We start from the raw sequence: 13,912 nt of genomic DNA on the forward strand, positions 1-13,912 counted from the left end.
CCGCACTATCGGCGCACCTGGGCCTGCGCGCGCACCAACTCCTGCGCAGCCTTCTTCGCTTCCACCTCGCGCTTGAGCTGCAGCCCGAGCCGTACGGCTTCACGAACACTCTCCTGCTTAGCTTCTGCAGCCTTTCGGGCTTCGATTACTGCCGTGTATGCCATATTCTTCCTCCTGTGAGCGCTGCGAACGAGGTATAACGAGCATGCGCCTTATTGGTTTAAGTCCAGTTCTGAATACCCGTCTTCAGAAAAGACTACCGGGCGCCTACGCGCGCCGGAACCCGTGCTTTCCGCAAAACATCCGCCAAGTGACTGGTCAGGCCGATTCTACGGTCGAGGGTAATCCCCGTGTCTGGCTTCAGGCTGGAGGAGAGCGACCGAAGTGCCTCCAATCCTTGAGAGACGTCGAAGTCCACCCACTCGCCGGCATCGCCGGGCACGATGACGTCACCGTCCGAGACGCTGGCTCCGCTATGCAACTGGACGATCCAAAGCTCCGCGCCGTCGAAGACCCATTCGAATCTTGTAGCGCCAAGAGCACCGACTAGCCTGGCATGGACGTCACGTACCCGTGCAAGAACGCCATCGGGAACCGGTTCGGGATCTGCCAGTCCGACCATGAAGCGGTCTCCGGTTCCCTTGATCCCCTCGACCACGAGAACACCAGTCGATGTCTCGATCGCCGCACCTGACCACTGGGCCGCGACGCCCTTCTGCGAAAGCACCGAAGAGATGGCGGTGCCGTCAGGATCCTCAGCTTGCAGCAAGGCGAACGGATCTTGCCATCCTCGTGCGGTGGTGAACTTGCCGGGCACCTGCTCCCGTGGGCTAGTTCGTATCCATACCTCTTCAAGACCCGTAGCCCGGCCAAACGAAAAGGGTGCGACCCGCCGGCCTATGACCGTGGTTCTCGGAACGGGAAACCCGCTTATATCCGCGATCAGAAGCCCATAAGCCTTGTCGCCGATCATGCGGCTGAAATCGTTGGGCCATTCGGCCTTGACCAACCCGGCCGAGAAGAAATCCTCGGAATGCTCCCAGAAGATCACGTTGCCCTTCTTCCAGCCCCGAGGTCTGGGATGCAGACTGAATTCAAGGCGGCCGTTTCGGCCGCCGGCGAAATCGACTTCCACTCCGTAGACTGTCTTGAAGAGCTGGACAGCCTTGTCCGTGGGAAGGCGCGCGAACCCGGGATTTTCTACTCCGCGAGGCGTCATGTCGGGGCGGAACTCGACCACATCGCCCATCACGACGCCCGAGATACCACCGTCCGAAACATCGATCGTCTCGTTGACAATCGTGAAGGCGCCCTCGTCGGCCATGCGCTCGACCGCGGTGACCGCAGCAGCGGCAGTGTCCACGCCGTAGATAAACTCGCGACTTTGGGATTGATCAGCGCTAAAGCTGCGAACGTTGACCGTGCCTTCGGAACTGCGCTCGAAAAGAGTCTGTATGGCATCGGCAACGGATCCGAACTGGTGGTTTGCCTCGAAACCGGCGATGCGGCAGAACTGCTGCGCAGGTGCGCCGACTGCCGGCGCGAAGCTTACGAACTGCGCGACGTTGAACGTTTCCGCTAGCCGGTCCAATGTTTGATCTTTTCTGAAGACCGCTACGTCAGGTTGATCAGCCTTGTTATGCGAACCGCCCAACGTCACTTTCCTTTGAATCCACAACGCCTCGACACGGTGCGTGCCTGCGTGTGTATCCTATCCGCAAGTTTCGCAATGGCCAAATGACGTTGGCTCACGCCTCCGTAATCTCCCCAACTTTGAAAGTCGGGCCGAACTAGTGCCGATGGGCAGCAAATGGGATCGACGGCTCAAGCCGCCGTAGCAAAACCAGAAAGCTACTCTTTTCAGTGCAATCGGTCGGAACAAATAGAGAACATCTGACGTTGTGTCAAGCTCTCATGCCCAAGGCCCAAGCCCATAGAGCTCATTCAAAATTGCCCGCCTCGCTCAGAAGCAAGCTCAAGATCGCTTATTTATGGACGTTGCCGACGCGATCTGGCCGGCACATCTGCCCGGTTGTGTTCGAAAATTTGCGATTGCTGAATGTCCATTATGGGGGCGCAAAGCAGTCATACGCTCACGGGTGCCGTCGTCGAGCAGAGCACGTTTGAACGCGTGATCGAACCCGCAATGGATGGCGTGGTGCTCCATCCCATCCTCGAACAGCGAGGCAGTATGAGATGAGCAATGGCGACGCGATCATCGGGACTGTCACGCGCCGCGACCAGCAGGTTCATTCCGCAAGCCGAGAATCGGAGCGATGAGGACCTAGATTCCGGGAGTACACGAATCCACCCGACGTGGAGCTATGCAAAGGGTTGACCGTGAGCGAAGATGACCGGTCCAAACAAGACACAGAACGCCTTCGAGACACAGTCGCGAAGTCGGTGTGCTCGTGAGCAAGACCTAGGCTTGCCGACCATTGCAAAGCTCGCCGGTTGGTCGAAGGAGACGATGTGCTCGTAATTGAGAGCTATACTCAGATTGGAGCAGATGCGCGATCATTGGCCCGAAGGAGCCCTTCGGTATGCAAACGGTCAAACGGCAGAAGCAAACTCAACGCGAAAGCTGCCAGGACATAGAGGCCGCGCCAGCGGATCGCCCCCTTCCGGTTCCACCGCACATTGAGGCGCGACAGATCGTGCGAACTGTTCGCCGATCGCAATTGCGAGCAATCGTCCCGCTATCGGACACGACCATTTATGAAATGGAACAGCGAGGCGAGTTCCCCCGACGGTTCAATCTGACCCCCCGCTGCGTCGTTTGGGACCTAGGAGAAGTCGAAGCCTGGATTCAGGAACGGCGGAACGCGTCCTTTGCTGGTTCGATCGAACTGGCCCCGGGACCAGACGTGCGGTCGCGGAAGACGAGGCCCGTCAAATCGGATCGAGGATGACGGCTGCCCCGGAAATCGGCTGCAGTGTGGGTGCGTGTTTATTGCCAGCCGCCCACGCTTCAATCATGTCGGCCCATTCCTGCAGCATGTGGCGCCGCTGCGGTTCGTATTCAGCCTTGTTATAGACGCCGCGGGAGGAGCGACTGTCTTCGTGTGCAAGGCATTTTTCGATCCAGTCGCGATTGAATCCGATCTCGTTTAGGAGCGTGGAGCCGGTCCGCCGTAGATCATGCACCGTAAAGGGAGCAAGCGGCAGATTTTGTTGTTTTGCGCGGTCCACAATCGCCATCGTAATCCGATTGAAGGTCGCGCGCGACATGGGTTCGTCGGCGTCATAGCGAGATGGAAGCACGTATCGAGAGTTCGCAGCGCAAGTCTTGAGCGCAATCATGATGTCGAGGGACTGGCGGGACAGGTAGACGTTATGTGGCTTCTTCCGCTTCATTCGCTCCTTGGGAATGCTCCATACCGCGTCCTCGAAGTCGACCTCATCCCACGTCGCGTCCAGAAGCTCACTCTTCCGAACCATCGTGAGCAGGATCAGCTTTAGGCCCAGCCGAAGGGTCGGCAAAGTCGGCACATTCTCCAACTCTTTCAGCATGATTCGAATTTCTACGGGTGACAACGCCCGGTCTTTCGCCTCGAAGGTAGCTATCGAAGATGGCTCTACCTCGTCCGCCGGATTGGCGATCTTCTCGCCGTGCAGAATGGCAGAACCATAGATCTGCTTAACAATATCCCGGACATGAATGGCGGTTGCTGGTGCGCCACGGTCCCGCACCTTTGCGCACAGCACCCGCAAATCGTCCGATGTTATTTCTGTCAGGAGCCTTTTGTCCCAAATCGGCCAGATGTCTCGATCGAAGACGGCTTTGCGCATGGAGCGCGTGCTGTCCGCCATCTTCGCCTCTTTAAACCATCTTCTGCCGGCATCGCCGAACGTGCCCGTCTCAGACAGGCGCCTCTTGTCACGCTGCTTTTCCTGGGCTGGTGATTTTCCGGCTGCCACCATTTTTCGTGCGGCAAGACAGCGGTCACGCGCCTCTGCTAGCGAGATGCCTCCCTCACCATAGCGGCCCAGTGTCACTGTCTCTCGCCGACCATTCACTCGGTAGTCGTATCGGAACGATATCTGCCCTGTGGGAGCCACGGTCGCGTACATACCGTCACGATCAGTGACTTTGTATATTTTATCTTTTGATTTCAGCTTCTTAAGTGCGATGTCTGTGAGCATAGGAGGAGACGATGGACGCGTCTAGAATTTGAAATGCCTATTTTTACCGTCATTCATTTTACCGTCAAGGCTCTGGGAGAGCACATTGGATTCAATGCCTTACCTCGAAAAATGCCAACTGGCTTGAGTCCGGCGCAGTGACGGCATCAGTCTGCAGCGAAGATGACGCGAAAAGGAATGCCGTCAGATTTACCGTCAAATGATTCCGCTTAAAGGCGATAGTCAGCGATAGACGTATAGCCGAAAGCAGATAAAATTCAGACGTTTAACGAAGGTTTCTCGATAGTCGCCGAATGCTGGCGAACGACCGATTTTTATTCCCACTCGATCGTCCCAGGCGGCTTCGATGTTACGTCGTAGACGACCCGATTGATGCCCTTCACCTCATTGATGATGCGGGTGGCAGCCGCACCCAGGAAGTTCATATCGTAGTGGTAGAAGTCGGCCGTCATGCCGTCGACGGAGGTGACGGCGCGCAGCGCGCAGACGAATTCGTAGGTGCGGCCGTCGCCCATGACGCCGACCGTCTGCACCGGAAGCAGAACCGCGAAGGCCTGCCAGATGGCGTCGTAGAGGCCGGCCTTGCGGATCTCGTCGAGATAGATCGCGTCGGCCTCGCGCAGGATTTCCAGCTTTTCGCGCGTGATGCCGCCCGGGCAGCGAATGGCCAGGCCGGGGCCCGGGAAGGGATGGCGGCCAATGAAGCTCTCGGGCAGGCCGAGTTCCTTGCCGAGCGCCCTCACCTCGTCCTTGAACAGTTCACGCAGCGGCTCGACCAGCTTCATGTTCATGCGCGCGGGCAGACCGCCGACATTGTGGTGCGACTTGATCGTCACTGACGGGCCGCCGGAGAAGGAGACGCTTTCGATGACGTCGGGATAAAGCGTGCCTTGCGCCAGGAAATCGGCGCCGCCGAGTTTTTTCGCCTCCTCCTCGAACACTTCGATGAACAGGCGGCCGATGGTCTTGCGCTTCTTTTCGGGATCGGCCTCGCCTTCCAGCGCCGAGATGAAGCGGTCGGACGCGTCGACCAGGATCAGCGGCAGATTGTAGTGCTGGCGGAACATCTCCACCACGCCTGCCGCCTCATCCTTGCGCATCAGACCGTGGTCGACGAGGATGCAGGTCAACTGGTCGCCGATCGCTTCGTGGATCAGCAGCGCCGCGACCGAGGAATCCACGCCGCCCGAAAGCGCGCAGATGACCTTGCCCTTGCCGACCTGCTTGCGGATCAATTCCACGGCGTGCTCGCGATAGGCGCGCATCGTCCAGTCGCCCTCGATACCAGCGATGTTGTGGACGAAGTTCCTGAGCAGCCTCGCGCCATCCGGCGTGTGCACCACTTCCGGGTGGAACATGATGCCGTACATCTTGCGTTCGATATCGCCGAAGATGGCGAAGGGCGAGCTCTCCGACTTGCCGAGCACCTTGAAGCCCGGCGGCAATTCGATGACGCGGTCGCCATGGCTCATCCACACCTGGTGGCGCTGGCCCGGCGCCCACAGGCCTTCGAACAGCGGGCTCTCCTTCTCGATCTCGACGAAGGCGCGGCCGAATTCGCGATGGTTGGAGCTTTCGGCGACGCCGCCCATCTGAACGCAGAGCGCCATCTGGCCGTAGCAGATGCCAAGCACCGGCACGCCGGCGTCGAAGACGATCTGCGGCGCGCGCGGGCTGCCGATGTCGGTGGTCGAGGCCGGGCCGCCAGACAGGATCACCGCTTTCGGATTGATGCGTTTGAAGGCCGCTTCGGCCGATTGGAACGGCACGATCTCGGAAAAGACACCCGACTCGCGGATGCGGCGGGCAATGAGCTGCGTGAACTGGCTGCCGAAATCGATGATCAGGACAGTGTCGGGCAGAACGGTATCGGGATGATTGGCTGTCGTCATGGCGAGCCTTTAGAGAAAGAAACGAGTCTGCGCAATGGGTCGCGCGGTCGCGCCGCTTACTTCGATTCCGATGTTTCGTCTCGAGCAGCGGCGGCCGTTTCCGGCGCGTCGCCCCGGGCTGCGTCGAGCGCGCGCAAGGCATCCATAAGCGCCGCGAAGCGCTGCTCGCCGATGCGATCAATATAGCCGCGTTCGATCTCAAGCTTGATGCGGTCGCCGTCGCGCAAAGCGTCCAGGCCCTTGCGCGTATAGCGCACAAGCTTGCCGCGGCCGTCACGGGGGTCGGGGAGCCGCTCCAGCACGCCTTCCGCTTCCAGTCCGTCGAGCAATTGCTGAACCGCTTGCTTGGAGGTGGCCGCGCGCTCGATCAATGCCGCCTGGCGCGTGCCGCCGCGGGGGATGTGCCCGAGCAGCCCGGCGCGCGCTTCGCTGAACCAGGAGTGGCCGGCGGCACGCATGGCGGCAGCGAACTCCGCCTGCCAGGCACGGCTCGCCTGCCATAGCCGCCAGCCGACGTGATCGGGCAACGCCTCGGTGTTTTCGTCAAGCCACTTGACCAAATTCAACACACCCTCTAAGTAGTCAAGTGTCTTGACTACTTGCCCACCTTACGCCGCGACACCGGTCCAGGCAATCGCCGACTTCACTCAGGAGAAAAACATGACGGCACTGCAAAAGGAAAATCTCGCGATCCTCATCCCGGGCACGACCCATGTGTTGGAGCGAAACGGCAAGGAGGCTTACGTCTATTTCGAAAACGACGGTGCCGCGCACATGCTGCTCGATGATGGCGAAGCGCGCAGCGGGCGCTGGCGGATGCTCGATGATGGTTATGTCACGGACTGGGACACGGGTGTAACCGGGCGCTGGACCCTGGACCATGAGCCGGGATCCGTCACCTACGTCAACCGCGACAATGCCGTTCGCTTCAAAATGATCGGGGTGCTGTTCGGCAACGCTAAAAACCTGCCGCGTCAGCCGGTCTGAAGATCGATTGCGCCGGAAGCGATCGACTGTTCCAGCAGTTGGACCGCCTGGGCCAGCTTCTCGTCGATGACGTGGAGATATTGGTTCCAGTCGTTGACGTGCCTGAGATCGGCCGCGCCGTCGGAAATGCCGCGCAGGCCGATCAGCGGCACGCCGAAGAGCTGGCAGGCGCGCAGGCAGGCGAAGGTCTCCATATCGACCATGTCGGCATCGATCGCGTCATAAGCGGCACCGGTGACGATCGCGCCGCCGGTCGAGAGCGCGGCGGTCTTGATGCCCGGGATAATGAAGGGCAGCGGCACCGTCACCGGCAAATCGAGGAAAGGCGTCGCGCCCTTCTCGAAGCCGAGCGGCGAAGCGTCCATGTCGCGATAGCTCACCGACACGGCCTGGTAGATTTCGGTCTGTTCGAGCTTGCGGCTGCCGGCCGAGCCCAGCGAAACGACCAGGTCCGGAAGCGCTCCCTCGGCCTTCAACGCCGCGAGCTCGGCGCCTAGCCTGACGCCGGCTTCGACCGGACCAACGCCGGTCATCAATGGCGTGAACAGGTTCTTCAGATGCGGGCCATACTCGGCCTCCGCCGCCATGACGAAAAGAACGGACTTGCCGGCGATGGCTGCAGCAATTGCCATGCGTCACCCTTCTATGCCGTCGCGGCCGACCACCGTCATCATCGTGCCGGTCATGGTGGCGATCAGCTTGGCCTCGCCATCGGCGGCGAACGCGTAAGCCTGGCCGTCGGCGACGATAATGGTGCGGCCGGGCTTTGTCACCGAGCCGCGGAACAGGAAGCGCTCGCCCCTGCCCGGCGCCAGGAGGTTGACCTTGAACTCGATGGTCAGCACGCTGGAATTCTCCGGCATCAGCGAAAAGGCCGCGTAGCCGCAGGCGGAGTCCAAAGCGGTGGAGATGACGCCGGCATGCAGGAAACCATGCTGCTGGGTGAGTGCGGCCGAATAAGGCATCTCGATCTCGATGATGCCCGGCGTCACCAGCGTCAGCTCGGCGCCGATGGTCGCCATAGCTTCCTGCCGGGCAAAAGAGACCCTGACGCGTTCCTCGAAGTCGGGAGCGGGTACGATCTTGGCTGCCATGGCCTTCGCCTTCTCGTTTTGCTGGCGAAGCTTATTGCAGAGCCAGGCGAGACAGGCAATCTCTTATGTTGCAGCGCAGCAAAATGCGGCCGATCTCACGCGGCCCGGCGCAAGGCGTGGAAATAGAACCCGTCGGTGCCGCTGAGCGCCGGCGACAGCGAGATGCCGCCGGTGCCGGCAATGCGCGCCGCCTGCTCATGGCCGGGGAAACGGCTGTCCCAGAGCAGGCGATGGTCGACCGGCGCAAAGCCGTCATGGCGTTCACGGAACGCAGCGACCTGCTCGCCGTTTTCGGCGTCGAACACCGAACAGGTGATGTAGACAAGCAGGCCGCCAGGTTTGACGAAGGCTTGCGCGGTGTCGAGAATCGCCTGCTGCTCGGCCTTGCGGGCATCGAGCTGCCTCTCTGTCAGCCGCCATTTGGCGTCGGGCCGCCGCCGCCAGGTGCCGCTGCCCGTGCAGGGCGCGTCAATCAGCACGACGTCCATGTGCTTGGTGAGCGGCGCAAGCTCGGCCGGCTTGCTGACGACCTGGACGTTGCGGTTGTGCGAGCGGCGGATGCGCTCGAAGATCGGCGCCAGCCGCACCTTTTCCGAGTCATGGGCAAAGAGCTGGCCCCGATTGTCCATCTCGGCCGATAGCGCCAGCGTCTTGCCGCCGGCGCCGGCGCAATAGTCGAGCACCTGCATGCCAGGCTCCGCACCGGCAAGTGCTGCGGCAAGCTGCGAGCCCTCATCCTGCACTTCGAACCAGCCTTTCTGGAAAGCCGGCTCGGCCTGGACGTTCGGATGCCTGCCGTCGCCGTCGATCGGTGGGATGCGGATGCCATGCGGCGCCATCGCCGCCGGCGCCGCACCGGTGCCCTGCAATTCAGCCAGCACCTTGGCGCGATCGGCCTGGAGCGTGTTGACCCTGAGATCCAGCGGCGGGCGCTGCGCCAAGGCAGCGCCTTCCTCGACCCAGGCGTCGCCATAGGCTTGTTCAAGCAGCGGCGCGCACCAGTCCGGGACATCGGCGCGCACCACATCGGGCGCGTCGACCAGCCCGCGGCCGGCGGTTGCCTTCAGCTCGCCGGCGCTGAGCAGCGGCGGCGCAAACTTGTCGCCGTCGAGCGCCTCATTCAGCGACTGCGCCGTCTGCCCCCATTCCAACAGAAGCGCGCCGAAGCCGATGGCGCGCGGCGTGTCCTCGCCAAACAGCCAGCCGGCCGAGCGTCTGCGGCGCAGCGCGTCATAGACGATGTTGCCGATCGCGGCGCGGTCGCCGCCGCCGGCGAAGCGGTGCGACAGGCCCCAATCGCGCAAGGCGTCGGCCACCGGCCGGTGACGCCGGCCGATGTCTTCCAGAACCTCTATGGCCGCCGCCAGCCTTCCGCCCAGTCGCATTCGGTTTTCCGTAGCTCTTACAAATCTGGTCCAGCCCGCTCTTAAAGCCTTTCAGGCCAGGATTGAAACAGTTCTATTCGGTTTCCCGGTGAAACACGTTTTCAAATCCGGGGCGATTTCGCCGAACGGTTTTTCAAAGCAGGCGACACCATCGGAAAAACAAGACGATCGGCGAGAATATGAAAGGTCTCTAATGTTTTTGACTGATGTGCACAAGCAAGCCCCTTGGCTTAACCTCTCAGCTTTCCAAGTGTTGCCCGCAGGAATACTCTCCCGGCAGTGATTCGCGGCGCGGGAAACGCGGGTTGGCGGATCCTATGAGGAGAGGGCAATGAAGACTTATCTGGCAGAAGTTCTCGGCACGTTTTTGTTGGTGTTCATCGGCACGGCATCCGTTGTCACGGGCGGTTTCGGCGGCGCGCTGCCGCTCGGACAGGAAGGCATCGGCCTGGCGTTCGGCATCGGCCTGATCGCCGCCGCCTATGCGATCGGCCCGATCTCGGGCGCGCATCTCAATCCGGCGGTGACGCTGGGCGTGTTCCTGGCGGGGCGGATGCCGGCCAAGGATGTCGTGCCTTACTGGATCGCGCAGATCATCGGCGCCATCATCGCTTCGCTGGCGCTGTGGATCATCGTTTCCGGCCAGGCCGGCGGCCACACCGGCGGCTTCGGCGCCAATGGCTGGGACGAAGCGAAATGGGGTACGAGCTCAGCCTTCCTGTGGGAGCTTATCGGCACCTTCACCTTCGTCACCGTGATCCTCGGCGTCACAAACGCCAAGCACACCACCGCCTTCGCCGGCCTGGTCATCGGCCTGACGCTGGCAGCCATTCACTTCGCGATGATCCCGGTGACCGGCACCTCGGTCAATCCGGCGCGCTCGATCGGCCCGGCGCTGTTTTCAGGCGGCGCGGCGCTCAGCCAGCTCTGGCTGTTCATCGTCGCACCATTGATCGGTGGAGCGATCGCCGGCGTCGTCGCCAAGGTGGGCATCTTCGAAAAAGACTGAGATTTATTGGCCTTATGAAAAAAGGCGCGGGCATGACCCGCGCCTTTTTACTTGGGAGGTCGAAAACTTACTTCGCGGCGATCTCGAAGCGGTCGAGGTTCATCACCTTCGCCCATGCCTTGACGAAGTCCTTGACGAACTTGGCCTTGGCGTCGGCAGAGCCGTAGACCTCGGACAGCGCGCGCAGCTGCGCGTGCGAGCCGAAGATCAGGTCGGCGCGGGTGCCGGTCCACTTGACCGCCTTGGTCTTGCGGTCGCGCGCCTCGTACACCTCGTCCGAGCCCGGCTCGGTGCCGGCCGCCGGATCCCAGACGGTCGCCATCGAGAGCAGGTTGACGAAGAAGTCGTTGGTCAGCGTGCCCGGCCTGTCGGTGAAGACGCCGTGCTTCGAGCCGCCGGCGTTGGCGCCGAGCACGCGCAGGCCGCCGACCAGCACGGTTAGTTCCGGCGCTGTCAGCGTCAGGAGCTGGGCGCGGTCGACCAGCATCGCTTCGACCGACATCGGCAGCTTGCCCCTGCTGTAGTTGCGGAAGCCATCGACGGTCGGCTCTAGCGGCGCGAACGAGTGAACATCCGTCTGCTCCTGCGAGGCGTCCATGCGGCCCGGCGTGAAGGGAACCGCCACCTCGTTGCCGCCGTCCTTGGCCGCCTTCTCGACGGCAGCGACGCCGCCAAGCACGATGAGGTCGGCCAGAGAGACCTTCTTGCCGCCGGTCTGCGCCGCTTTGAACTCCTGCTGGATGGCTTCGAGCTTGGCGAGCACCTTGGAGAGCTGGGCCGGCTGGTTGACCTCCCAGTCCTTCTGTGGCGCAAGCCGGATGCGGCCGCCATTGGCGCCGCCGCGCTTGTCCGAACCACGGAAGGTCGAGGCTGAAGCCCACGCGGTGGAGACCAGCTCGGAAACCGAGAGACCGGAGGCCAGGATCTTCGCCTTGAGCGAAGCGATGTCCTGCTCGCTCACTAGCTCATGGTCGATGGTCGGGATCGGATCCTGCCAGATCAGCTCTTCCTTCGGCACGAGCGGGCCGAGGTAGCGCACCACCGGACCCATATCGCGATGGGTGAGCTTGAACCAGGCGCGGGCGAAGGCGTCGGCAAACTGATCCGGGTTCTGGTGGAAGCGGCGCGAGATCTTTTCGTAAGCCGGATCGAAACGCAGCGCGAGGTCGGTGGTCAGCATGGCCGGCGCGCGACGCTTGGAGGGATTGTGCGCGTCCGGAACCGTGTCGGCGCCGGCACCGCCCTTCGGCGTCCACTGATGGGCGCCCGCCGGGCTCTTCGTCAGCTCCCACTCATAGTTGAAGAGGTTGTCGAAGAAGTTGTTGCTCCATTTGGTCGGCGTCGTCGTCCAGGTCACCTCGAGGCCCGAAGTGATGGCGTCGCCAGCGATGCCGGAGGCGTATTTGCTCGACCAGCCGAGCCCCTGCGCCTCGATGCCGGCGCCCTCGGGTTCGGGACCCACCAGCGAGGCATCGCCGGCGCCATGCGTCTTGCCGAAAGTGTGGCCGCCGGCGATGAGCGCGACGGTCTCCTCATCGTTCATCGCCATGCGGCCGAAGGTCTCGCGAATGTCGCGCGCGGCGGCGATCGGGTCCGGCTTGCCGTTCGGACCTTCCGGGTTGACGTAGATCAGGCCCATCTGCACGGCGCCGAGATGGCCTTGAAGCTCGCGATCGCCGGAATAGCGCTGGTCATCCAGCCACTTGGTTTCGGAGCCCCAATCCACGTCCTGCTCCGGCTCCCACACGTCTGCACGGCCGCCGGCGAAGCCGAAGGTCTTGAAGCCCATCGATTCCAGCGCGACGTTGCCAGTGAGGATCAACAGGTCGGCCCAGGAAATCTTGCGGCCGTACTTCTGCTTGACCGGCCACAGCAGCCGGCGCGCCTTGTCGAGATTGGCATTGTCCGGCCAGCTGTTCAGTGGCGCGAAACGCTGCTGACCGGCGCCGGCGCCGCCGCGGCCATCGCCGATGCGATAGGTGCCGGCGCTGTGCCAGGCCATACGGATGAAGAGCGGGCCGTAATGGCCGAAGTCGGCCGGCCACCAATCCTGCGAATCCGTCATGACCTTGTGCAGGTCCTTGATCACCGCATCGAGGTCGAGACTCGCGAATTCCTTGGCGTAGTCGAAGTCTTCGCCCATCGGGTCCGACAGGTTCGACTGCTGGTGGAGAACGGCAAGGTCGAGCTGGTTCGGCCACCAGTCACGGTTGGTCCGGCCGGCGGATCCATGCGCCACGGGGCATTTGCCAGCGCTGTTGTCGTCGGTTTTCGCGTCCATCTTAGTCTCTCCGATTCTGCCGAGGTTGAATTTCGCCGAGGTCGATTTTCCCGAGATGTGCGGGGGCAGCCATTGGCCGCGCCAACCTGGAACGATTCCAGAGTAGGCCGGCCAGCCGATAAAGACAAATTGCCTTTCCTGTTTGTTTTGATAACCTTTGCTTATGATTGGTCTCACCGTTCGCCAGATGCTTTATTTCGACGCGCTGGCGCAGACGCTGCATTTCGGCCGCGCCGCCAAGCTTGCCGGTGTCAGCCAGCCGGCACTGTCCTCGCAGATCGCCGAGCTGGAAGAACGACTGAACTGTCGTCTGTTCGAACGCGGCGGCAAGACGGTGCGGATGACCGACGAGGCGCATGCCTTGCAGCCGCGCATCGAGCGCATCCTCGCCGATATCCGTGACGTCGAAACGACGGCTCGACGCGGTCGTCCCGCCATGGAGGGCCGCTTCCGGCTGGGTATCATCCCGACGGTGGCGCCGTATCTGCTGCCGCATGTGCTGCCGGAGCTGAAGAAGCAATACCCTGCCCTGCAGATCGAACTGCGCGAGTCCGTGACCGCATCATTGGTCGAGGACACGGCCACCGGCCGGCTCGACGCTTTTATCGCCGCGCTGCCGCTTGATCATGCGGGCCTCGTCACCGAAGAGCTCTTTCCCGATCGCTTCTTCCTTGCGGTTCCCGCCGGCGATCCGGCCTTCGCCTCGCCGCCCGTGCCGCCCGAAAGCCCGGCGCTGGAGCGGCTGATGCTTCTGGAGGAAGGCCACTGCCTGCGCGAGCAGGCCCTGGCTGTCTGCGGCAATGTGCGGCCGGTGGCGATGGCAAGCTATGGCGCGACCAGCCTGACGACGCTTTTGCAGATGGTGGCGCATGGACTGGGCGTCACGCTGGTGCCGGAAATGGCGGCACGTGCCGCCGGCGTCATGCCGGACCTGCGGATCGTGCCGTTCCAGGAACCGATGCCGCAGCGCCTGATCTGCATGGCCTGGCGCCGCAACAGGGCGCGACAGGACGAATGCGTGGAACTGGCGAGGATCATACGGGCGTTGGATCAGGCGGTGCTGGCGGCGTGAAGCGCCCGTCCATGCCCATCTCCTGCGCCCGATACTCGGCCCACGA

The 13,912-nt window shown here is 62.3% G+C and carries 13 protein-coding genes; 4 read left to right on the forward strand and 9 right to left on the reverse strand.

Translation table 11 applies throughout. The features are described from left to right. Window positions 1-5: 5 nt before the first annotated feature. Window positions 6-164, reverse strand: coding sequence for a hypothetical protein (locus AC0L2L_RS22740; RefSeq protein WP_164757361.1), 159 nt, complete (start codon window positions 162-164; stop codon window positions 6-8). A gap of 92 nt (window positions 165-256) precedes the next feature. Beyond that, the gene (locus tag AC0L2L_RS22745) at window positions 257-1,660 is read right to left on the reverse strand and encodes a hypothetical protein (RefSeq protein ID WP_473581323.1); all 1,404 of its coding nucleotides are present in this window, start codon (window positions 1,658-1,660) and stop codon (window positions 257-259) included. Between the two features lie 883 nt (window positions 1,661-2,543). Here AC0L2L_RS22745 and AC0L2L_RS22750 point away from each other — a divergent pair. Further along, window positions 2,544-2,912, forward strand: a complete 369-nt coding sequence (locus tag AC0L2L_RS22750; protein ID WP_473581325.1) for a helix-turn-helix transcriptional regulator — start codon at window positions 2,544-2,546, stop codon at window positions 2,910-2,912. On the opposite strand, the gene AC0L2L_RS22755 is transcribed toward AC0L2L_RS22750, so the two are convergent. The 3 genes from AC0L2L_RS22755 to AC0L2L_RS22765 all read right to left on the reverse strand — a co-directional run bounded on the left by AC0L2L_RS22755 (window position 2,893) and on the right by AC0L2L_RS22765 (window position 6,604). Then, window positions 2,893-4,146, reverse strand: a complete 1,254-nt coding sequence (locus tag AC0L2L_RS22755) for a tyrosine-type recombinase/integrase (protein ID WP_473581327.1) — start codon at window positions 4,144-4,146, stop codon at window positions 2,893-2,895. The two genes, AC0L2L_RS22750 and AC0L2L_RS22755, sit on opposite strands and share 20 nt — an antisense overlap. Window positions 4,147-4,460: 314 nt before the next feature. Next, window positions 4,461-6,038, reverse strand: coding sequence for a glutamine-hydrolyzing GMP synthase (guaA, locus tag AC0L2L_RS22760; protein WP_473581329.1), 1,578 nt, complete (start codon window positions 6,036-6,038; stop codon window positions 4,461-4,463). Window positions 6,039-6,094: 56 nt separating this feature from the next. Continuing rightward, window positions 6,095-6,604: a MarR family winged helix-turn-helix transcriptional regulator gene (locus tag AC0L2L_RS22765; RefSeq protein ID WP_473581330.1), complete on the reverse strand. Its 510-nt coding sequence runs from the start codon at window positions 6,602-6,604 to the stop codon at window positions 6,095-6,097. Between the two features lie 94 nt (window positions 6,605-6,698). On the opposite strand from AC0L2L_RS22765, the gene AC0L2L_RS22770 reads away from it, so the two are divergent. Next, entirely contained in the window at window positions 6,699-7,025 is a 327-nt protein-coding gene (locus AC0L2L_RS22770; RefSeq protein WP_473581331.1) for a hypothetical protein, read from the forward strand. On the opposite strand, the gene AC0L2L_RS22775 is transcribed toward AC0L2L_RS22770, so the two are convergent. The 3 genes from AC0L2L_RS22775 to AC0L2L_RS22785 all read right to left on the reverse strand — a co-directional run bounded on the left by AC0L2L_RS22775 (window position 7,013) and on the right by AC0L2L_RS22785 (window position 9,504). Then, window positions 7,013-7,657, reverse strand: a complete 645-nt coding sequence (locus AC0L2L_RS22775) for a 5'-methylthioadenosine/S-adenosylhomocysteine nucleosidase (RefSeq protein ID WP_473581333.1) — start codon at window positions 7,655-7,657, stop codon at window positions 7,013-7,015. The two genes, AC0L2L_RS22770 and AC0L2L_RS22775, sit on opposite strands and share 13 nt — an antisense overlap. A 3-nt stretch (window positions 7,658-7,660) precedes the next feature. Further along, on the reverse strand, window positions 7,661-8,119 hold the full coding sequence (locus AC0L2L_RS22780; protein WP_027164334.1) for a PaaI family thioesterase: 459 nt from the start codon (window positions 8,117-8,119) through the stop codon (window positions 7,661-7,663). A 95-nt stretch (window positions 8,120-8,214) separates the two neighbouring features. After that, the gene (locus AC0L2L_RS22785; protein WP_473581335.1) at window positions 8,215-9,504 is read right to left on the reverse strand and encodes an RsmB/NOP family class I SAM-dependent RNA methyltransferase; all 1,290 of its coding nucleotides are present in this window, start codon (window positions 9,502-9,504) and stop codon (window positions 8,215-8,217) included. A 331-nt stretch (window positions 9,505-9,835) separates the two neighbouring features. On the opposite strand from AC0L2L_RS22785, the gene AC0L2L_RS22790 reads away from it, so the two are divergent. Continuing rightward, window positions 9,836-10,513, forward strand: a complete 678-nt coding sequence (locus AC0L2L_RS22790; protein WP_473581337.1) for an MIP family channel protein — start codon at window positions 9,836-9,838, stop codon at window positions 10,511-10,513. 67 nt (window positions 10,514-10,580) lie between these two features. On the opposite strand, the gene katG is transcribed toward AC0L2L_RS22790, so the two are convergent. Then, window positions 10,581-12,794 (reverse strand): catalase/peroxidase HPI, encoded by a 2,214-nt coding sequence (katG, locus tag AC0L2L_RS22795; RefSeq protein ID WP_473581339.1) that lies wholly within the window; start codon window positions 12,792-12,794, stop codon window positions 10,581-10,583. 163 nt (window positions 12,795-12,957) lie between these two features. On the opposite strand from katG, the gene AC0L2L_RS22800 reads away from it, so the two are divergent. Further along, window positions 12,958-13,866: a hydrogen peroxide-inducible genes activator gene (locus tag AC0L2L_RS22800; protein ID WP_473581341.1), complete on the forward strand. Its 909-nt coding sequence runs from the start codon at window positions 12,958-12,960 to the stop codon at window positions 13,864-13,866. Window positions 13,867-13,912: the final 46 nt, after the last annotated feature.

The organism is Mesorhizobium sp. WSM4832 (genome assembly GCF_055811115.1).